Source organism: Paenibacillus sp. FSL F4-0087, assembly GCF_038020215.1.
Lineage (GTDB): Bacteria > Bacillota > Bacilli > Paenibacillales > Paenibacillaceae > Paenibacillus > Paenibacillus taichungensis.
The window spans coordinates 3,694,011-3,714,105 of record NZ_JBBODJ010000001.1; the positions used below are offsets into that span (position 1 = coordinate 3,694,011).

Here is a 20,095-nt window from a genome sequence, read left to right on the forward strand (position 1 = left end):
AATTCCCCCTCTTGGAATGCTATTCTTTTGCCTACGTTACTCAATAACCAACATACGAGGGGATGCTTCACGAATATCTCTGGATGATAACCAGGAGCCAAGAGCTGCTGCGCCAATGCTTAGGAAAGCGAACAGAATAATGCCTCCCCAATTTAAAATAAGTGGAAGATGTACAATGCCATATCTAGAGAGAACCGTCTCAAGTAGCATAGGTAGTACATACACACCTACTACGGTACCCAGTACCGCTCCAATAGCGGACAAAATCGTAATTCCCAAAGCAACCGACAATCGAATACGACGAGATGTCACGCCAATGGATTTGTAGATTCCGTACGTTCTGCTTTCTTTGCGGATACTGATCCGGCAGGTACTGAAAATAATGATGAATGTAGCAAGGATAAACAATAACCCAATTAAGCTCATGGGATAGACGAGGATGTCAGCGGCTTCTGCATAGACCGAATCGAGCAGTGTTTTTTGGGTTACGACTGAAGCGGAAGCTTTGAATTGCTCATTTAATTCCCCTGCAACCACATCTGCTTGAGCTGGATGTATTAAATTGATGAAAATGGTATCGAAATCACCGTAAGACGGGTTCACCGTTCTCATGGCATCAATGGTAATCCGACCTGATACTGACATGTTGGAGATCGCTTGATAGATTCCGGTGATGATGAAAGTGCGTTTTTCTCCCTCAATGTAAAGGTCTATGAGGTCACCGAGTACTTTATTTAATGTCTTAGCGACACTTACACCAATGGCAACTTCATTCGCTTGACGAGGATTATCTCCTTTTAGCGTCTCAAACCCAAGCTCCTGATAACTTCCGTCGAGTACACTCAGATATAGGCTGGTGGATTGGCCCTGCATTTCTGATGTAGACTCTGGACTAACTACTCCGGTAATGTTTCCTTGCCAACCCACAGTTCTAATCCTCGAGTCTTTTCCTAATACTTGCTTCAACTCAGCCTGGGGAAATGTATTTTTGTTAACAACTACAGCTGCGATATTGGCATTGTCATAACCCCATTGAGCGGCAGTCTGATAAATTCCAGTGATGCTGGTCAATAGAACATACCCCAGCACCAGTACGGATGAAGCCATCGTAGTCAGCAGCAGCATCAATACAGAACTTTTGGTGTTCTTGATCAAATTGCGGATTCCGATGACCACGGCTACAGGCAATTGGGCAAAACCAATCCAGTTACCTAGTGGCGAATTTATTCGGTTTGCCAAGCGAGCATGATCCGTCTCTGACATTCCATAGCGGATGGCCAGCACCGGCTGAATGCTGCGTGTTTTTTTGGCATACAGAATGACGAATAATATTACCAGTGCAAACAGGCACACACCTACTAACATGGTTTCACTAATTCCGTTAATCGCAATATGACGATTGCCTACCTGAAGGGAAGACACGGAGATATTAATGATAAATTTCGATACCACCACGCTCAGTGGGAGGCCTGGGAGAATGGCAACAACGGATAGAAAGGAGTACTGGATAACATATGTACCTATGGTTCTGCTTGAAGTGAGGCCCAGTGATTTCAGAATCCCGATCGTTTTATAGTTGGCCAGAATGGCATCCGAAATCGTGAATCCGATAGTAATAAGGGCGATTACAAGCATAACAGTACCTAGGAATATCATGATGAATCCAATAATCTGATTGATGATTAGATAGAAAGAGGAGATGCTCTCGAATTCCATCTTGGTTTCCAGGAAAGGAGTTCCCATCTCGCTCGCATAACGTTCCCAATAGCTTGAATTGGTGCTGTAATCGTTGAAATGGATACCCATCATATAATTGTCTTTACCCGCGATTGAATCGAAATCCGTTTGATAATCTGTGGGATTCATCCATACGCGTGCTGTGTTGGTGAAGGGGGCTCCATATGGCACATCGACCACAATGCCAGATACCTTCAGATCGAGTGTGCTGGAACCTGTCTTGAAGCCTATTGTATCTCCTGCCGAGATATTGTAGGCATTAGCCAATGAAGTGGGAATCCAGACCGTACCTCGCTCAGGAATAGCTTTTGAAGTTCCGTTTGAAAAAATGAGTTCATCCACACCCCATGGGGGTGGAGGGGTGTTAAGCATGTAAAGATATACGTTGGGAATATCCGTATCCTTAAAGGCGATGCCTGATAATGTGCGATAGGTCAGCAATGGAGATACTTCGATTCCTCCCTGAGCAGCCCACCATTGATGTGTTTCGTTGGGATCATTCAACCCTTTCTCAAACGTCAGAATCTGATGAGATCCATTGGTTTGATCATGCATATCTTTAAATTGATTGCCTGTGTTGGTCAGGATGATGACTGCCGTAGATACAAGGAGTGTAGAAAGAAGAATCAGCAGAGCGATAAATAGGTTTTGGATTTTACTTCTGCTCAGGTAGGAGAGGCTCAGTTTCAACATGGCAGCCATAAATTACTCCTTCCCCGACACAAAAGCAAAGACCATCGATTCCCGATCATGGATCTGATGTTCGTCATATTTCTCAAACTCCATAATGCCGCCAACCTTACCATCCCGGATGAAAATAAGCCGGTCTGCCCGACAGGCTGCCTTGATATCATGTGTAACCATGACAACGGATTGTCCTTTTCGGTTGATATCCGTCAGGATATCCAACACGGCTTTGCCATGCTCATAATTCAAGCTTCCAGTTGGTTCATCGGCAAAGAGAATATCCGGAGAATTAATTAGAGCACGTGCAATGGCGGCCCTTTGCTGCTGTCCTCCCGAAGTTTGAGAAGGAAGTCGATTGCGCTGACCGTCAATATCCATGGCATTCATGAGTTGAGCGGTTCTTGTTTGTACTTCGTTTTTCTTAGTTCCGGCAATGTACCCCGGCAAAGCGATATTTTCTTTGATGGAAAGGTCGGGGACCAGGTTGATGCTCTGATAGATATATCCGATCCTGCGAATACGGAAGTCGGACATTTCCCGTTCACTATAGGCGTCAATACGTTGATCCCGAAAATAAACCTCGCCGGCGGTCACATGGTCAAGCCCGCTCATCAGATAGAGTAGCGTTGATTTGCCAGAGCCAGAATTGCCCATGATGACCGTGAAGTCCCCTTCATAAATATCAAGATCGACGTTACGAATGGCATGATATTGTTCACTGCCTGTATTGTACGTTTTGCATAGATTCTGTGCACGAATGATGTTTTTTTTCGCCACGTATGATCACTCCCGATTGTAATATAGGATTCATTCTAAAGGAGGGATATTGATGAAGCCTTATCAAATTATGAATAAAGTATTACAGGCACCATATGGCCAGACAGAGTCTCTTATTCGCTCAGCAGATCGGGAGATTAAACTGAAAGATTGTCCCCTGTCCTTCTTTGCTTGAAAAGGAGATATGTCCTCCGTGCGCCTCAATAATGCTTTTGCAGATAGACAAACCTAGGCCTGTCCCTTCGTGAGCGTTTCTGTTTGACCAGGAAGTCTGGCCTTTAAAATAACGTTCAAAAACAAAAGGCATGTCCTGCGCACGTATTCCCTGACCTGAATCAGCGATTGTAACATTGAGTTGGTCACCTTTTAGCTCTACGTTTATACGAATGGCGTCTCCCGGAGCAGTATGCTTAAGAGCGTTTGAGACGAGATTGGATATGACTTGTTCAATTCGAACAGGGTCCATTTGGATTAATACATTTGGAATGTTTTTGGGTGCTTCATAGATCATTCCACTGGTTAGAACAACATGTCCAATCGGTTTTAACATACGCTCAAAGGCGGGGCTGCTATATACTTCATAAGGCTCCACAGAAATCTGCCCCAGTTCCTGCAATGCATGAACAAGCAGGTCCTCGACAAGACGAGCTGTTTTGTCCGTATTGGTCTGCATGACTTTCATATACTCCATCAGAGTTTCTTTATCGGAGCATATTCCTTCCAGAATAGCTTCTATGTAGGCTTTTACTGTTGTAATCGGTGTTTTGATATCATGAGAAATATTGGTAATAAGTTCTTTTTGTGCAGTTTCCTGCCGGATACGAAGTTCGCTTAAATGCATAATTTCTGTACGCATCAGATCAAACATGGCGTATAGTTCGCTCATCTCATCCATGCGGTTATACTGTATCGGTTCACTATATTTCCCTTTGAGAATGGATTCAGCATGTTGCTTCAACTGATGAATGGGGGAGAGCAGCTGTGTCTTAAATTTTCTCTTCATCAACACCAGATAAATGCCAAGAACCATAGAGGTGATCAAAAGCGTACCCAAAATAAAGAAAGGGAATATCACCGTTTCTTTCACCGTAACCATGGCCTTAGGAATCGTGAAGAGAGCATTGCCAATCTGGCTTCCTTCGGGACCATTCATAACAGGAAAAGCGATGTTAAGCGAATCGTTTCCGTTCGTGGCCTGTACGGCATGATTTAGATCATAATGCAGGGCTGATCGCAGATTGACTTGTTTTCCTTCGGAGATGGGAGAAGAGGACAGCAATATCGTCCCATCCAATCCAACATAGGAAAGCTCAACCCCAATTTCCTTGACGATGGAAAGAAGATATTCTCGTACTCTTGTTTCCTGCAGGAGATGAATGTTCTGCTCCAGGTTGAGCAGGATGGGGTTAACCCGGAGACGAACTTGCTGGATCGACAATGTAGACTCAGTCGAATTTCTGGTTTCAAGCATATTAAGAAATAAAACCAGACTGCATCCGACCAGAATAATCAGGAGGATGAATGTTGTTTTGAGCCATCGTGCGGACCATGTGTTTAGTGACAAGTTGCCTCCTCCAATCTTTGCCTATTCATGATTGAATTTGTATCCGACGCCCCAGACGGTCTTTAGAACAGCAGGATGGGAAGGGTCTGCCTCAATTTTTTCTCTTAGTCTGCGAATATACACGGTCACCGTATTTTCATCTCCGTATGCAGCATATCCCCAGATCGCATCCAGCAATTGAGACTTGGAGAAGACCTGGTTTTTATTGCTCGCCAGATAATGCAGCAGCTCAAATTCCTTGGCGGAAAGAGAAACCTCGTTACCGTCTAGGCTAACTTTATAGGCTTTCTTGTCAATTTCCAGGTTAGCCAAACGTAGCAGATCTGTTCTGTCCCGCTCGCTCGCTAAAGTTAAACTGTCATATCGTCTAAAGTGCGCATTAATTCGTGCGAGTAATTCGCTCAGGGAGAAGGGTTTGGTCATATAGTCATCCGCCCCAAATCCCAGGCCGAGTACCTTGTCGGTATCACTGCCTCGTGCACTCAATATGAGAATGGGAATGTTGTTTCTCCGCCGAATTTCCCGGCATACATCGATCCCGTCCAGATCCGGAAGCATGATGTCCAGAATAATATAATCCGGCTGCAACATGTCCATCATCTGCAACCCGTCTTGTCCATTGCTGGCCACTGCGGCTTCATACTGATTTTTGGTCAAATAGTCTCGCAAAATGCGCGAAATATCATGTTCGTCTTCAATAATTAAGATTTTACGTTTAGTTTCCATTGAAATCTCTCCAAATAGTAGAGTGGTAGAGTATAAGACTAACTTATGTATGAATCTGTAAGAATACTATATTTTAACTATACAGGTTTGTTTTCGTGAAGTCATGGGAACTAGTAGAGGTTTTTTTGAAAGAAAGCAGCCGATTGAAAATCAGCTGCTTTCATCATGAAGAAAGAAGAGGATCGAGCACAACTACACTTATAAATGCTCTAAATCGATGGATTGATGAGCCTGGGATTTGAGATATTCGGCCGGGGACATTCCAAAATGGGATCGGAATACCCTGTGGAAATAAGAATAGCTTGCAAAACCACATGTTTCGGCAATATGCTCTAAGGTCATATCACTGTACTTCATACGCTCCAAGGCAGCGTTCAGTCGAATTTCAATCGCATACTGGATCATCGTTTGGCCATAGTGCTCCTTGAACAATCGCACCGCACGAGACAGGCTTAGTCCTGCGTATCGGGCGGCTTCTTCGAGTTTGAATGTGACAGTAGCATGCTCTTCAATGAATCGTTTCAGCTTCAGTGTTGAGGAAACAGAACGATCCGTCTGGATATTCTCCTTGATGGCCCGATCGATATACAGACACAAACCGCGCAGCAGTGCATCACTCAGTTCTATATTTTCCTCCAGCGGTCCACGGCGTTTCTCCAGGAGCATACTGCGCCAGAGACTGACCAATTTATCATCCAGCCCAATGTGGCTCACCGTGGATCGATGGTGACGCTTCCACCAACTATCAATCCATTCCCCTTCACAGAACAAATAATAGTCTCCGCTGGATAACCTGCCCTCCTTATGAGGTTCTTCTACCACGAGGTGATAATCGTCTCCGGGTTTAAGCAGTAGTAAATCGCCGCCAGTCATCTTAAATTCTTCATCCTGCACATATACCTTGCAAGAGCCTTCGGTTTGCAGACGGAACAGATAAGTCTGCAACTCGCCCTTCATATTATGGTTAAACGCCTTATAGTGATAGGAATAGTCACAGATCAGTACTGAGGTTTCCAAAAGATGTAATCCTCCAAATTTAAAAATTTGATCAGATAGTTCATGTTCTGACGATATTGTATATGTTCATTCTAGCCTGTTTTGCGTTAGGATGATACCAGATAGAGCAATGAAAGCAAATTTGAGAGCAGAGGTGCATCTATTATGAAAAAACTTAATATTGGTTTGCAATTGTTTACACTCCGTGATGAAACTGCAGCAGATTTCCGTGGAACTTTGCGCAAGGTAGCAGAGCTTGGTTATGAAGGTGTCGAATTCGCCGGATATGGTGACATTCCTGCCGAAGAAATGAAAGCGCTATTGGATGAACTTGGACTGAAAGGTTTCAGCAGCCACGTTTCATTACATGCTATGCGTGAAGATCTGCAACAACAAATCGACTACCTCAAAACTATTGGGGCTCAATATATGATCTGCCCTTACCTGATGCCTGAAGATCGTCCAGAGAATGCAGAAGGCTGGACCAAACTGTTCAACGAATTGCAACAATATGGTGCAGAAGCGACTAAACAAGGTCTGATCTTCGGTTATCATAACCATGATTTCGAATTCCACGGTCAGGTTGGCGACGAAAATGCCTTTGATGCAATGTTTGTACAAACGACACCTGAAGCAGTTCAAGTGGAAATGGACGTATGTTGGGTACAATTTGCTGGACAAAATCCGATTGAGTATATCAACAAATATGCAGGTCGTCTGCCGTTGCTTCACTTGAAAGACTTCAGTAAAGACGAACAGGGCCAAATGAAGACATTGGAACTGGGACAAGGTTCCGTTAATCTGCCAGCTGTTATTGAAGCAGCTACGAGTGCAGGTGTAGAATGGCTGATCGTGGAACAGGACGTTTGCCAGAATCCACCGCTTGAAAGCGTAGCCAACAGCCATAACTGGCTGAAGCAGAATTACTTGAACCAATTCTAATTTATTTGTCAAAGGAGACATTTGTACATGAGTAAAATTAAAGTTGCTGTATTCGGCTGTGGAGCCATTGCCGAGCGCAGACATATTCCAGAGTACGCTGCCAATGAGAACGTAGAACTTGTCGCTTTTGCCGATCCGATCGTGGAGCGTGCGGAGAAGATGGCCGAAACTTACGGCGGTAAAGCTTACTCTAGCTACGAAGAATTGCTTGCAAGCGAAGAAGTGGATGCAGTCAGCGTTTGTACGCCGAACTACCTGCATGCCTCGATGGCCATTGCTGCTGCGAATGCCGGTAAACATGTACTGGTGGAAAAACCGATGGCGGTTACTACCGAAGAAGGCGAGCAAATGATTGAAGCTGCCAAGAAAAACGGTGTGTATCTGATGGTTGGACACAACCAGCGCTTGATGCCTCCACACGTGAAAGCCAAAGAAATTCTGGACTCCGGCAAACTGGGTAAAGTCCTGAATTTCCGTACTTCCTTTGGTCATCCGGGTCCGGAAGGCTGGAGCGTAGACGGTGCAGAAAGCTGGTTCTTCCGTAAAGAAGAAGCGATTATGGGTGCCATGGGTGACCTGGGCGTGCACAAATCGGACTTTATCCGTTATTTGCTGGATGATGAAGTATCCGAAGTTGCTGGTTTCATCAGCACACTGCACAAGGAAAACACCAAAGTGGACGATAACGCAACATGCCTTCTTCGCATGAAGAGCGGTGCAATCGGTACGCTGGTAGCGAGCTGGACACAATACAGAGCAGGAGATAACAGTACGGTTCTGTGGTGTGAAAATGGTGTGATGAAGATCGGAACGGTAGATGGTGACGAGGTTATCGTTGAGCTGACTAACGGCACGGTTGAAACATACAAAGTTGGCGCAATGTCTACCAACGAGAAACAAGTACCAAGCGGCGTTATTGATGCTTTTGTAGAATCGATTGTAACGCAAACACCTCCAAGCATTTCCGGTGAAGAAGGTTTGCGTTCTCTGCAAGTGATTCTGGCAGCATTTGAATCTGAGAAGACTGGTCAGATCGTGAAGCTGTAATCGTAAGGATATCATTATCATTACTTTAATTAGTGTGACTATCTCATATTAAAAAGGGGCTTACCTCCAGAGAAATATTTCTGGCGGGTAGTCTCTTTTTATTACTTTTTTCATGACAATCAGCTATACGTATAGAGGACAGCGGAACCCGGTGTTTGGCGATATGCGGGGCATAACGAGCAACGATTCGTTGTTTTACAGATAGTTACTATGTTTGAACCGTTAACTGGCATTTCAAAAAGGACTGACCACTCCGCTACATCGCGGAAGAGTCAGTCCCTTAATCTTTACACTTAATTCAAAGCGTATATATCTGTATTAGATACTAGGCTTCACATCACTGCCGAGATCCAGCCATGCTAATTCTTCAGGAGATAGGGTGATACGTGATCCTTCGTCACAGGAGAGCAATTCTGCCTGATTCTGGGCACCTATCAACGCACAGGTTGGAAACGGCTGATTCAATACATAAGCGAGAGCAATCTGGATGGGAGAAGTCTTTTTCGACTCGGCCAATTGTTCAGCACGGTGCAAACGTTCCCAGTTACCGTCACTGTAAAACACACGAACCAGATCTTCATTGTCCCGAACTTCAGGTGTGAATCGTCCGGTAAAGAAGCCACGAGCCTGGGATGACCAGGACAGCAAAGGAAGCTTAGTGCGTTCATGCCATGCCAGTGTTTCTTCGTCTGCCGATACACAGCCGGCCCAGAACGGTTCGTTCGCTTTGGCGAGACTGAGATTTGGACTGCTAAATGTAAAACCTTTCAGACCGTTAGCAGCAGCATATGCGTTAGCTTCCTCCAGCCGCTGCCAGGTCCAGTTGGAGGCGCCGATTGCGCCGATTTTGCCGGATTCAATATGTTCATTCAACGCTTCGAGAATCGCGCCAACAGGGATGTTTGGATCATCCCGATGCAGGGCATAGAGCTCCACATGTTCCGTTTGAAGCCGCTCCAGACTGGTAAGAAGGTCACTGCGGATAGCATCAGCATTAACACGTGGGCCGTTCTGGTCATGATGCGCACCTTTGGTCAAAATAACGATCTCGTTACGGTTACCCCGTTCCTGCATATAACGTCCGAGCACTTCTTCACTTTGCCCGCCACAATAAATATGCGCGGAGTCAACGGTATTACCGCCAATCGCCAGGAATGCATCCATGTTCGTAGCTGCTTTTTCATAGGAATCATGGTAAAAATAATCGGTTCCTTTAATCAATCGGGAGATAGGTTTACCTGCACCAGCAATTTCAATGTATTCCATAATTCAGTTCATCCTCTCTTCTTATAGTGTAATACGTGTACGTTCTTCTGCTGAACGAAGGCAAGCTTCGAGTACTTTCATATTGGCTATAGCATCGGATGGATCGAAGCGCAGAGCTTTACCTTGAAGCACAGCCCGTGCCATATCGTCGCCCTGGAGGGAGTAGTGATTGACCTGTGGGACTTCAATCTCCTTACGCTCACCATCAACAGTTACGAAAAAGTTGGAGCTGCGATCCCGATTGCTGATAAAAGCAGAAGGAACCTCAATGATGCCATCCGTTCCAAGTACCTCCAGTGTGTTGCGGAAGGCTGCCCACATGCTGCTGTCAAAGGTGACGCCAATATGATTGTCGAACTCAAGCAAGCCGGAAGCCATCATATCCACATGATCATGTTCAGGGGAGAACATGCCAATGACAGTTGCCGCCGAAGGCTCTTGGCCAAGTATCAAGCGTGCTGCACTGATGGAATAACAGCCGATATCATATAGCGCGCCGCCGCCCCAATCACGCCGAAAGCGAACATTACCTGTTGAGCCTGAACTGTTGAACGAAAATGTACTATGAATGCCGCGGATCTCACCAATTTCTCCGCTGGCGATAATATCCTTAATCTGATCATAACGTGGATGATGTCGGTACATAAGAGCTTCAGCGAGATGCACACCAGCGTCTTCGCAGGCTTGCACCATTTCCTGAGCTTCCTGCTCCGTCAGTGCCAGTGGTTTCTCACACAAAATATGTTTACCAGCTTCTGCGGCACGGAGTGTCCACTCCCGGTGCAGATGGTTCGGAAGCGGGATGTAGACCGCATCAATGGAATCGTCAGCAAGCAAAGCTTCATAGCTGCCATAAGCTTGAGGAATGCCGAGTTTGTCAGCGGTTTGTTTTGCTTTTTCTTCATCTCGACTAGCAATGGCAGTCACTTCATTCAACTCGGATTGCTGCAAACCTGGAATAACGGATCCTACGGCAATGCTAGCGCTACCAAGAATTCCCCAGCGCAGTTTTCGATCTGAATTCATTTGTTGTTTCCTCCTATGAATGAATGTATATTGTGATTATAAGTAATAGAGGGATGAATGAAAATGATAATATATTGAAATGAGTTAACACAATATTGTTTAGAAAAGAGAATGGGCCATGATGAGACAGACTGTACTGCTAACCTTGCAGGATATTCCATACTTTTGTTATCCAGAATCTGTTGGACTTTATGTTGACCACCCTGAGCACACCGTATTACGTGAGGCTGGCGCACTTAACAACTTCAATATTCACTACGTTGCTGCGGGCAAGGGGTACGTGGAAGTGGAGGGAGTAGTGCATGAGCTTCGTGCGGGTCAGGCTGTACTGTATTTCCCGCTGCAGCGGCAGCATTACTACAGCAGCGAAGACGATCCTTGGGATGTACGATGGGTTCATTTTTACGGTGAACGGCTGCATGATTATATGATAGAGCGGGGGCTGCACCGCAATCTGTTGTGGACGCTGCGGCAGCAGGCTCCATGGGAAGAAGCACATATGGCCCTACTAAATGAAGCCGAGCAGAACCGGATGCTGCGTCCTGCCCAGCTATCTACCCTGACCTACGCTGTGCTGGCTGAGTTCGTACAGCATGCGGTTCCACTGAAAAGCACACGCACAAGCAAGGCTGAGAGTCGTATCCTTGGACTGCTTCCACAGATGCAGCAGGAGGCATGCCAACCGTTTTTGTTACAGGATTGGGCGGATATGGCGGGTGTGAGTTCGTATTACTTTTGCAAAATGTTCAAGAGTGCCGTTGAAATGACCCCGATGGAATTTATAACCCGTTCGCGGTTACAGATGGCGAAGCAGTGGCTGCTGGAGCGGCCAACGGCCAACATTGGACAGATCGCAGAGGAGGCGGGGTACCCAAATGCCAGTTATTTTAACCGCCAGTTTTTAGCCCATGAAGGCATGACTCCGACCGATTATCGCGGGCTTTACCACAGTTAAAGGTATGTTGTCCGTTTGTTGATTCTGTGGAAATCTTCGACGTTTGACAGAGCGTTCAATCAAGTCTATTATAGATAAATTAAATCCGTATATAATGAGGTGCCCTCATGAAATATTCGAAAGCTACAAACTATGCCCTGCACACCATGCTTTTCCTGGTTGCAACCGAACCGGAACAACTGGTCAGTGTACATCAATTAGCTGAGATGCAAAAAGTATCTCCAACCTATTTGTCTAAAATATTGACCAAGCTGGTCAAAGCCGGCATGATCGAATCGACCTCGGGTGCCAATGGTGGTTATCGGCTTAGCCGGAAGAATCCGGACCCTTCATTTTTGGAGATTATCCATGCCATTGAGGGACAGGCTTCCCTGTTCGAATGCTCGCAGGATCATAACGAAGGCTGCCTGATTCAGCAGGTGATGGTCCGTGCGGAAGAAGAGATGGAGAGTTATTTGCACAATAAAAAAATGTCTGAGCTGGCTGCCCAGATGAAAGCTGCACATTCCGTATAACCTGAATCGGAGGTCCAGTTGATCCTATCGCTGCGCCCGTTGAACAGCGAATTTAAAAACCTTCCTCCCCGCTTAAGGGGGATGGAAGGTTTTTTTGCTGTACTCGGATGAGGATTGAAGTTGAAGTTATAAGTCTGCAGAGGACTCTAAAAGAGAGAGCAATGCAATGTATACCCTCGACATCAGAGTGCTTCAACGATAGGAGAAGATAGTTAATATACAAACGTATAATATGCCATTGTACCTAATATAAGTGGAATGGTACAATAAGGAAGAAATTTATTAATACATATTTGCTTACATCTTAGATTTCTGGAGGGACAACACATGAGCCAATTACCCATTACAGAACTGGAACAACTGCTTGCACTGGAAAACATTCGGAACACCAAAGCGCGCTATTGCCGTTATATTGATACGAAGCAGTGGGATACATTAGGTGAAGTGTTCGCTCCGGATGCCGTAGCTGATTTCAGTACAGAAGGCAATCCAATCCCGGTATTAACAGGTCGGGACACCATCGTTCAAGTATTCCGGGATTTGGTGGATGTTGCCGTAACTGTGCATCATGTACATAGCGCCGAAGTTGAATTTGTATCCGAGAATGAAGCCAAAGTCATCTCTCCAATGGAAGATTGGGTGACGTTCCCTGAAGGCAATGACAATAAATCCTTTCACGGATTTGGACATTACCATGAAACGTTTATCAAAATCGATGGTCAATGGCTCATCCAGTATACCAGCCTGAAGCGTCTACGTCTGGATCTTTTTGAATAGTGTTTGTATTCATATAAATGAATATTGAAACGATGATAAACAAAACCCCAAGAGCGCTATAGCTGCGTCCTCATGGGGTTTTGTTTTGTTCAAGCTGTTACCTTCACTCAGGATTGCATGCGGATTGCTTAGAGTGAAAGTGTCTGACGTTTTTCTTTTGATAATTGTTGTGTGACAACAAGCATACCTAATGAAATCAGAACAAGGAGTAGACATACCCAATAGGAATTTCGATACCCCCACACTCCGGCTGTCCATCCCCCGACCAGACTACCAAATAATCTTCCCAACGTGGAAGCATTGGAATAGAGAGTTGATGCATAACCTGGCATGGACGGAAGCAGATCCTGCATGTAACTGATCCCGATAGCAGAGATAACGGCGACAAAGAATGCGAGCAATAGTTGTCCGGCCAGCAAGTGCCACAGTTCCGTGGAGAACAAAACTATTACATAATAAGCGGCACCCATCAGGGAGCCCCATAACATGAGTGAGCGGTTGGGATATTTTGAGGCGAGCAGACCCAAACCTAGCATAATGGGAATTTCAAGCCCCGCGCATAAACTGGAGATCCAGCCAACTTCCCGGGTTCCCCCGCCCAGATGGTGAATAATGAACAGAGAAGCATTCAGGTTATTCATCCAGTGTGCCATATACAGAAGTGTGGTAATGAGAAACGGCATGTAGATTCTTGCATCCTGATGCAATTTTATGTGTAAGCCACCCGAAGATGCACCGATAGAAGGAGGCTCGGGAGCTTTTTTTAGCAGAAAGAAAAATAATAACGCATTGATCAAAAAAATAAAACACGTTGAGCTGAAAATGCCGATGTACCCAATATAGGCAATCAGTAAAGTTCCGAGTAAAGGTCCCGTAATAAACCCCAATGAAAACGCGGAGCGCAGGGTTGAATTGGCCACAGCATGATCGACGTCTGTTGCGGAATTAACCGCTTCTCTTGCAGCTGCGAACAATTGTGGCATAGCGGGAGATCCGAGCGCAGTCAATACCGTCATATAGATGAATAATAAAATGAAGTCGTGAATCCACAGATACCCGGCAAATGCAAGAGCATTGCAAATCATGGCAGACACCAGAATTTTTTTGCGAGCCCCTGGTTGATCCGATCGTCTGGCGATCCAGGAACTGAACAGCACACCCGCCATAAGTGTTACTGCAGTGAATAATCCGAATGTTGCGATGGATACTTCGAGGCGGGTTGTAAAGTAGACCGCAAGAAAGGGCGCGCTGATTGAAATAGCCATTCCTTGCAACAACATACAAACGAGAAACAGCCGGTATGTAGGGATACGAAATAGTGAATTAAACTGTTGAAGCTTCATGTGCAAAAGACATCCCCTTGATTTTATCATTTTCAAAATATCTATACGATCTGTTTATAATATAAGAATAACAGAGATAAAGTAATACGTATTGATATCTTATAGTCTAATAACAAACAAAAAAGCCAGAGATCAGACTCTATCGGTCCAATCCTGGCTTTCTTATATGAAGAATCTATTATAAGTAAGAACCTGTATAACCTGTTTAGTGTGCAGCAACGTTTTTCTTCCGTGACTGCATTCTCAGATACACCTGGGAGAAAACAATGGATGCCAGAGCAACCACAGTCATGCCCCAGAAAATATTTGTATAAGCTGATGATAATGGCAATTGCTGCATGGCTGTCAATGCCACGCCAGTTACGGCAACACTAAATGCTCCACTGAAGAACTGGCTAAGCTGGAACAGTCCCATGCCTGCGCCTACCTGATCCATCGTCAGATTGCCCGACAACTCATTGGATACACTCGTTGTCAGTGCAGAGAAGCCTACGCTAAGCAGAATGTATACGGCCATAATGGCATAGATGCTGTCGTCTGCAAAAAGAGCAAACAATCCGGCAGCAGCGAGCAGCAACCATGGTGCGAACTTGAGCAGTTGTGTATTGCCGTGTCGGTCAATCATGCGGCCAATCCGATTGGATAACAGCATAGATACGATTGCACCCGGGAAGATGACAAGCCCGGACTGGGCCGGAGTCAGGCCATACAGATGTGCCAAAATTTGCGGCAATAGGAACAGCGTCGAGAAGTTGTTAATATACGATACAATCCCCAGTGAGCTGAGCATCATATATTTTTTGTTTTTGAACAGAGCTGGTTGCACAAAGGGATCAGCCGCACGGCGAATTCGTAGCCAGAACAGGACGAGTGCAGCCGCACCAACAACGAGGGTTACCCATTCACGTGAAGTCAGGAATAGCAGGACGCCGGTTGTTCCGATCGCCAGTAACAGCGCGCCGAGCAAGTCGAATGAACCCTTTTGCGGCATCTCACTTGGAAGCAGTTTGAAAAATACAGGGATCAGAAACAAGGTTAGTCCGGTAACGATAAACAGATCATGCCATCCGAGGAACTGTGTAATACTGCCACCGATCACAGGCCCGAGTCCAAGACCCAGTGAACTGGCCGACATGACAACAGCCATGGATTTCCCCCGGCGGTCACTTGGAATGTAACGAGTAATAAGAACGATAGCTAGCCCTGGTACAGAAGCTGCACCCGCAGCCTGAATCAGGCGCGCAATGAGCAGAAGGATAAAATGGTTACTGAAGAAACCAAGAACGGATGCCGCACCAAGCAGTGTAAGACCGGTCGTAAACAGGGTGCGAATTGGCACAAAATCCGATAGACGTGAGAACGTGATCGAGGAAATAGCAAAAACGATGGAATAACCGGTGACAATCCAGGAAGAAGAGACGGATGAGAGCATAAATTCAGCTGCAATTTTGGGCAGGGCCAGATTGAACATCATCGTATTCATAACGACAAGCACAACCGTGAATCCCAGCAGACTTACGATTAACCCTTCCTGTATTCCTGCTGTCCGTTCCCCAGATGATGCAGTTGCGGTGTTGTTCATAAAAACCTCCTAGATTGATGTGTATTTCGCAACATTTCAGAAACGGTGTGGAACATTTGCAAAATGTGGTATAGAGTGAATCCCATGCTTGGCAGCAGGGGATACATAAACGAAATATGTTTGTAAGTTCGATTGGTATCGAACATTAGAAATATATCATGGAACTATGCTAAAATACAATGGATAGTCTGAAAAAAAGGAGACTACAACGATGAAAATTTTGCACCATCCTCAAGTGGAGGATATTGAACTTTCTTCCGTATTGTACGCTTTAAGTGATCCCATCCGTCTTGGGATCGTAACAGAAGCAGCCAGAAATGGTGAACAGCCATGCAGTCATTTTCGTGCACCTGTTGTGAAATCCACGATGTCACACCATATTCGGACCCTGCGGGAAGCCGGAGTCATTCGAGTGAGAGTACAAGGTACACAGCATTTCCTGACGCTAAGATCCGAAGATCTGGAAGTGCGTTTTCCTGGTCTGTTGCAGCCTTTGTTACAAGCGGCAGCTCAGTCCGAAATACATGATTCCTAGATAATGTCCTTTCTTCAAGTTGAAGAGGGGACATTTTTTTATGTTTGGTATATTCCATACTGCTGCGACATTCTATGTCGTACCACGTCCTCTATAATAACGGTGAACACACAAACCATATCGAAAAGAGGATCACAAACGTTGGCAAAAACAAAAAGAGGACGCGTCCTGTGGAATCTACCATCCCGAGGAAGAGGAACTTGCCCGGTGTGCAGCAGCACCCGGATTAAATTGTTGTATTCGCAAACGAAAACAGATGGTACGAGTTTGAAAGTATGCAAAAAATGTTCCAAAGCTGTGCAGTCCAGAGTGGATAAGGCAACCGTATAACATAACAGGCCTGTTCTTCGGAACGGGCCATGTCTTTTGGTATAATATAATTACGAAATACGGAATGAGCCAGGGGGCGGGGAAATGAGTAATATGCATCGTATTCACTGGTTTGACGAGCAGATTCGGAGTGGACGTTTTCCGAACAGCAGCTGGCTTGCACGTGAATTTGAAATATCCCGGCGCCAGGCCCAGCGTGATATTGAATATATGGCGATTTCTCTGCGTGCCCCTCTGGTGTATATAGCAAAATATCGGGGGTATTGTTACGAGGATCAGACCTACCGGTTGCCCCATTTATATATGACGGAAGAAGAACAGCGGGTGCTTAAGTATCTGGCGCATCGTTATCGGCATTACAGTTATGATCAGTCGGATGCGGTAAAGCGTGTGGCGCATTTACTGGAGCGTTTTACGCTCGAGGAACAGCAAACAGGAAGTAGTCAGCTTCCTGTGTTTAAAGCAGATCCGCAGCAGCTTCAGTTCTTTGAGATTTTGTCCCATGCGATTGCCGAATCCCGCAAAGTACATATCCATTACAGAGATCATACCGGAGAACGGCAATTTACCTGGTGTCCATTGAAGATGCTGTCCCAGTTCAACGCCGATTACGTGGTTGGTTATGAAATGGACCCTTTACAGCAAACGGCCATCCGGCTGGAGGGTATGATTCATGTGCAGATGACGAACGAGACGTTTCAGTGCCAGACAGACGGGTTGCTGGGTGCATGGGAAGAGGCGCTGCCTGTCCGTAAACCGTTTGTCGCTGAGATAAGACTGAGAGAAGTGCAGCAAACAGAGCTGTGGCAAGGATATCGGATTCGGGAGAAGCAAGATCAGGTTCACTGGATTGAATTTTATGATACGGATGCTTTCCTTCAGCATTTGTTCATTAGCGAGTGGGAGGAACTGTTGTCTCCAACGTGGCTTAGACGAAAGTTTCAGCAAAGTGCTGAAAGCATAATCGATAGGCTTGCCATGATCTCAAAGCAAACCTGAGTTAGTACAACCATAGAGAGGAGATTTTTTTTGACTGAAGTTGTGTTAGACAATCTGATCATGAAGCGGGAGTCCAAATCGTATGTGGATAGCCTACACGCTGTATTGACCCATGCGGGTCTGTTTCAGGGTTCCAAGTATGTGCTCGCTGGATATACGGGTATGGCATTCAAACTTTCAGTGCATCGCAGACTACTGCCCATGTCGGTTACAGCCTATGGTCAATGGGGAGAATCTCATCGCCCTGGGATCGATAACTTGGGGATATTCACGATCTGGGATGGGGGACGGACACGTCATCCCACATTTGGGTATTACCAGCGGGATGCGGTAAATTGGGTGAAGCGCAGTCTGGATGAAGGCATCGGGGTGATCTACTGGATTCCGGAATTTGGTGTCATTCATGGGTATGATGACAGTGATCGCATCTTTTACGTGCAAGATGGCTGGGGCAAGGAACCACAGATTATGCTGTATGACAATTTCGGATTAAACTTCACCGGGTTTTGGTATTGTCAGGTCTTTGGTGACCAGGTACATATCCCTGAACAAGAGATGCTGTTGGAATCATTGAGATTGGCAATTGAGGATTGGGATATCCCTTATCGTCTACTGCCTGATCGGAATATCGTTTCGGGCAGAATGGCTTATGATGTGTGGGTGCAAGCCCTTCGGGGTGGAGATTACGATGCATCGGGTGCTGCGTATATTTTGGAATCCTATTGCCAGTCCCGAACTGAAATTCAGATGTATTTGCAGGATGTGCGGGGGATATGGCCCGAACTGGACCAAGCCTATGCATGTTATGAACAGCTTGGAGCATTGATTATACAGATGAAGGCATGCATGATTCAGGAACATAACAGAAGGATTATGCAGGCAGACGCCACAGAGAAGCTGGCACAGGTTTTATTGGAAGCGAAAGCATTGGAAGAGCAGGCTGTTGATTATTTTCGTTTGATCTCCTCGAAGTATCCTGATCGTAAACGCAACACTGTACCACGGTGGGGAGCACATTCAGCAAGGTAGGGGGAGGGAGGATAAGGTGATGAGGAGTAAAATACTGCCGGATTTGATTCGTTTTCCACAGACTCAGAATTTGGCAGATGAACAACGATCCTGGAGCGGTGCAGGCTCATACATCGATGCGATGTATCGCATTCTGATGCACAAGCAGTGGACGGATTTACCGCGTCACATGATTGCGGGTATGACCGCAAGTGTATTTCGATTAGTAGTGGATCGGCGTCTAACGACAGAATCGATCTCAGCATACAACTGGATGGCCGAGAACTTTGTAGCTTCTGATTTCATTGGCGTCACGACCGGACAACACGGGGGATTTTCGTTCGAGCCGATCTTTCCGCTCTATCAGAAGCAGGCCCTGCTGGATATCAAGGCTTCTATTGACCGGGGTGTGGGCGCTATTCTGTGGCATGATCAGTTTGTTATTTGTGCTGGATATGATGATGGTGAGCAGATGCTGTTCATTTGTGAGAGTCAAGAAAATGAAGTCATTTGTCTGCCCTATGATTCTTTTGGTCGGAACAGAACACCATACTGGTACTATCAGGTGCTTGAATCCCATACAACCGTAGACATATGGGAAGTGTGCAAGGAATCATTAATTCAGGCTGTGTACAAATGGGAGACCCATGATTACATGCTGCCACCTCAGGATTACGCCTGCGGAGCTGCTGCATATGCAGCCATTGCTGATGTCCTACAATCTGGTGCATATGAAACGGATCAAGCTGCCATTGTTTTGCGCTATTATGCCCAATCGAGAAAGGATATGGCTTCCTATGTTGCAGAGCTTAAGCATTTGTCCAGTCAGATGAATCATGTGGTGCAGGCGTACGCGTTACTCGCAGACCTATATGCTCAGATGATGGAGAAGGTTGAGGATTCAACAGCTTGGGATGCGAAGGAACCAGGGCATCTGTTAAGGGTAATCCATCTGATTGAGCAAGCAGGGGAAACGGAACAGCGTGCCATTGATTCCATTAAACTGGCTTTCCCAGAGACGATTGGTAACCGTTTTGAGGATATTGGATTAAGATGAATGGGCAGCGCATGGGTACAAAAAATACCGGATAAGGCTGATAGGCCTATCCGGTATTTATTTGTGTTTTGCCACATCTTAGTCCATTGCTCGTCCTTATTTCAACCTGGACAAGAAAAAATAACCATAATTTCGATTTTGGGGTAATGTGCAGCTCCCTTTGTTCCGAATATTATAATAGATGGTCTTTTTTGGATGGAGGATATTGAAGGACAACAGGGGGCGG

19 protein-coding genes are annotated in these 20,095 nt (G+C 45.7%); 10 read left to right on the forward strand and 9 right to left on the reverse strand.

What is annotated here, in order from left to right:
- Positions 1–36: 36 nt before the first annotated feature.
- The 5 genes from MHB84_RS17010 to MHB84_RS17030 all read right to left on the reverse strand — a co-directional run bounded on the left by MHB84_RS17010 (position 37) and on the right by MHB84_RS17030 (position 6,508).
- Positions 37–2,439 carry an ABC transporter permease gene (locus tag MHB84_RS17010; RefSeq protein WP_076291172.1) on the reverse strand — a complete coding sequence of 801 codons (2,403 nt, stop codon included), beginning with the start codon at positions 2,437–2,439 and terminating at the stop codon, positions 37–39.
- Positions 2,440–2,442: 3 nt separating this feature from the next.
- Positions 2,443–3,201 carry an ABC transporter ATP-binding protein gene (locus tag MHB84_RS17015; RefSeq protein WP_076291173.1) on the reverse strand — a complete coding sequence of 253 codons (759 nt, stop codon included), beginning with the start codon at positions 3,199–3,201 and terminating at the stop codon, positions 2,443–2,445.
- Positions 3,202–3,322: 121 nt separating this feature from the next.
- Positions 3,323–4,765: a sensor histidine kinase gene (locus tag MHB84_RS17020; RefSeq protein WP_076291174.1), complete on the reverse strand. Its 1,443-nt coding sequence runs from the start codon at positions 4,763–4,765 to the stop codon at positions 3,323–3,325.
- Positions 4,766–4,786: 21 nt separating this feature from the next.
- Positions 4,787–5,491 carry a response regulator transcription factor gene (locus MHB84_RS17025; RefSeq protein WP_076291175.1) on the reverse strand — a complete coding sequence of 235 codons (705 nt, stop codon included), beginning with the start codon at positions 5,489–5,491 and terminating at the stop codon, positions 4,787–4,789.
- A 198-nt stretch (positions 5,492–5,689) separates the two neighbouring features.
- The gene (locus tag MHB84_RS17030; protein ID WP_076291176.1) at positions 5,690–6,508 is read right to left on the reverse strand and encodes a helix-turn-helix domain-containing protein; all 819 of its coding nucleotides are present in this window, start codon (positions 6,506–6,508) and stop codon (positions 5,690–5,692) included.
- A 144-nt stretch (positions 6,509–6,652) separates the two neighbouring features.
- Here MHB84_RS17030 and MHB84_RS17035 point away from each other — a divergent pair, with 144 nt between their 5' ends.
- Positions 6,653–7,429, forward strand: a complete 777-nt coding sequence (locus tag MHB84_RS17035; RefSeq protein WP_063567070.1) for a sugar phosphate isomerase/epimerase family protein — start codon at positions 6,653–6,655, stop codon at positions 7,427–7,429.
- A gap of 27 nt (positions 7,430–7,456) precedes the next feature.
- Positions 7,457–8,476 (forward strand): Gfo/Idh/MocA family protein, encoded by a 1,020-nt coding sequence (locus MHB84_RS17040; protein ID WP_063567071.1) that lies wholly within the window; start codon positions 7,457–7,459, stop codon positions 8,474–8,476.
- 318 nt (positions 8,477–8,794) lie between these two features.
- On the opposite strand, the gene MHB84_RS17045 is transcribed toward MHB84_RS17040, so the two are convergent.
- Both MHB84_RS17045 and MHB84_RS17050 read right to left on the reverse strand, forming a co-directional pair.
- Complete coding sequence (locus tag MHB84_RS17045) at positions 8,795–9,742, reverse strand: aldo/keto reductase (protein ID WP_076291177.1); 948 nt, start codon at positions 9,740–9,742, stop codon at positions 8,795–8,797.
- A 21-nt stretch (positions 9,743–9,763) separates the two neighbouring features.
- Positions 9,764–10,768, reverse strand: a complete 1,005-nt coding sequence (locus MHB84_RS17050) for a Gfo/Idh/MocA family protein (protein WP_076291178.1) — start codon at positions 10,766–10,768, stop codon at positions 9,764–9,766.
- Positions 10,769–10,886: 118 nt separating this feature from the next.
- On the opposite strand from MHB84_RS17050, the gene MHB84_RS17055 reads away from it, so the two are divergent.
- The 3 genes from MHB84_RS17055 (at position 10,887) to MHB84_RS17065 (ending at position 13,015) form a co-directional block, all read left to right on the forward strand.
- On the forward strand, positions 10,887–11,723 hold the full coding sequence (locus MHB84_RS17055; protein ID WP_072735596.1) for an AraC family transcriptional regulator: 837 nt from the start codon (positions 10,887–10,889) through the stop codon (positions 11,721–11,723).
- Positions 11,724–11,830: 107 nt separating this feature from the next.
- Positions 11,831–12,238: an Rrf2 family transcriptional regulator gene (locus tag MHB84_RS17060; protein WP_076291179.1), complete on the forward strand. Its 408-nt coding sequence runs from the start codon at positions 11,831–11,833 to the stop codon at positions 12,236–12,238.
- A gap of 327 nt (positions 12,239–12,565) precedes the next feature.
- Positions 12,566–13,015: a nuclear transport factor 2 family protein gene (locus tag MHB84_RS17065; protein ID WP_076291180.1), complete on the forward strand. Its 450-nt coding sequence runs from the start codon at positions 12,566–12,568 to the stop codon at positions 13,013–13,015.
- Positions 13,016–13,143: 128 nt separating this feature from the next.
- On the opposite strand, the gene MHB84_RS17070 is transcribed toward MHB84_RS17065, so the two are convergent.
- Entirely contained in the window at positions 13,144–14,295 is a 1,152-nt protein-coding gene (locus MHB84_RS17070) for a sugar efflux transporter (RefSeq protein ID WP_341143055.1), read from the reverse strand.
- A gap of 268 nt (positions 14,296–14,563) precedes the next feature.
- Positions 14,564–15,940 (reverse strand): MFS transporter, encoded by a 1,377-nt coding sequence (locus MHB84_RS17075; RefSeq protein WP_076291182.1) that lies wholly within the window; start codon positions 15,938–15,940, stop codon positions 14,564–14,566.
- Between the two features lie 211 nt (positions 15,941–16,151).
- Between MHB84_RS17075 and MHB84_RS17080 the strand changes: the two genes are divergently transcribed.
- From MHB84_RS17080 to MHB84_RS17100, 5 genes are all read left to right on the forward strand, one after another.
- A complete protein-coding gene (locus MHB84_RS17080) occupies positions 16,152–16,475 on the forward strand; it encodes an ArsR/SmtB family transcription factor (protein WP_053780179.1) in 324 nt (107 codons plus the stop codon).
- Between the two features lie 141 nt (positions 16,476–16,616).
- Positions 16,617–16,805, forward strand: coding sequence for a hypothetical protein (locus MHB84_RS17085; protein ID WP_076291183.1), 189 nt, complete (start codon positions 16,617–16,619; stop codon positions 16,803–16,805).
- Between the two features lie 84 nt (positions 16,806–16,889).
- The gene (locus MHB84_RS17090; protein ID WP_076291184.1) at positions 16,890–17,804 is read left to right on the forward strand and encodes a helix-turn-helix transcriptional regulator; all 915 of its coding nucleotides are present in this window, start codon (positions 16,890–16,892) and stop codon (positions 17,802–17,804) included.
- Between the two features lie 30 nt (positions 17,805–17,834).
- Positions 17,835–18,833, forward strand: a complete 999-nt coding sequence (locus tag MHB84_RS17095) for a C39 family peptidase (protein ID WP_256716901.1) — start codon at positions 17,835–17,837, stop codon at positions 18,831–18,833.
- Positions 18,834–18,852: 19 nt separating this feature from the next.
- The gene (locus tag MHB84_RS17100) at positions 18,853–19,869 is read left to right on the forward strand and encodes a hypothetical protein (RefSeq protein WP_076291185.1); all 1,017 of its coding nucleotides are present in this window, start codon (positions 18,853–18,855) and stop codon (positions 19,867–19,869) included.
- The last annotated feature ends 226 nt before the right edge of the window (positions 19,870–20,095 follow it).

What these genes read in the sequence shown, in the direction of transcription:
- MHB84_RS17050 (WP_076291178.1), bottom strand. Translation starts at nt 10,768, where the DNA reads ATGAATTCAGATCGAAAACTGCGCTGGGGAATTCTTGGTAGCGCTAGC.
- MHB84_RS17040 (WP_063567071.1), top strand. Translation starts at nt 7,457, where the DNA reads ATGAGTAAAATTAAAGTTGCTGTATTCGGCTGTGGAGCCATTGCCGAG.
- MHB84_RS17100 (WP_076291185.1), top strand. Translation starts at nt 18,853, where the DNA reads ATGAGGAGTAAAATACTGCCGGATTTGATTCGTTTTCCACAGACTCAG.
- MHB84_RS17065 (WP_076291180.1), top strand. Translation starts at nt 12,566, where the DNA reads ATGAGCCAATTACCCATTACAGAACTGGAACAACTGCTTGCACTGGAA.
- MHB84_RS17035 (WP_063567070.1), top strand. Translation starts at nt 6,653, where the DNA reads ATGAAAAAACTTAATATTGGTTTGCAATTGTTTACACTCCGTGATGAA.
- MHB84_RS17045 (WP_076291177.1), bottom strand. Translation starts at nt 9,742, where the DNA reads ATGGAATACATTGAAATTGCTGGTGCAGGTAAACCTATCTCCCGATTG.
- MHB84_RS17080 (WP_053780179.1), top strand. Translation starts at nt 16,152, where the DNA reads ATGAAAATTTTGCACCATCCTCAAGTGGAGGATATTGAACTTTCTTCC.
- MHB84_RS17055 (WP_072735596.1), top strand. Translation starts at nt 10,887, where the DNA reads ATGATGAGACAGACTGTACTGCTAACCTTGCAGGATATTCCATACTTT.
- MHB84_RS17075 (WP_076291182.1), bottom strand. Translation starts at nt 15,940, where the DNA reads ATGAACAACACCGCAACTGCATCATCTGGGGAACGGACAGCAGGAATA.
- MHB84_RS17010 (WP_076291172.1), bottom strand. Translation starts at nt 2,439, where the DNA reads ATGGCTGCCATGTTGAAACTGAGCCTCTCCTACCTGAGCAGAAGTAAA.
- MHB84_RS17060 (WP_076291179.1), top strand. Translation starts at nt 11,831, where the DNA reads ATGAAATATTCGAAAGCTACAAACTATGCCCTGCACACCATGCTTTTC.
- MHB84_RS17025 (WP_076291175.1), bottom strand. Translation starts at nt 5,491, where the DNA reads ATGGAAACTAAACGTAAAATCTTAATTATTGAAGACGAACATGATATT.
- MHB84_RS17090 (WP_076291184.1), top strand. Translation starts at nt 16,890, where the DNA reads ATGAGTAATATGCATCGTATTCACTGGTTTGACGAGCAGATTCGGAGT.
- MHB84_RS17070 (WP_341143055.1), bottom strand. Translation starts at nt 14,295, where the DNA reads ATGTTGTTGCAAGGAATGGCTATTTCAATCAGCGCGCCCTTTCTTGCG.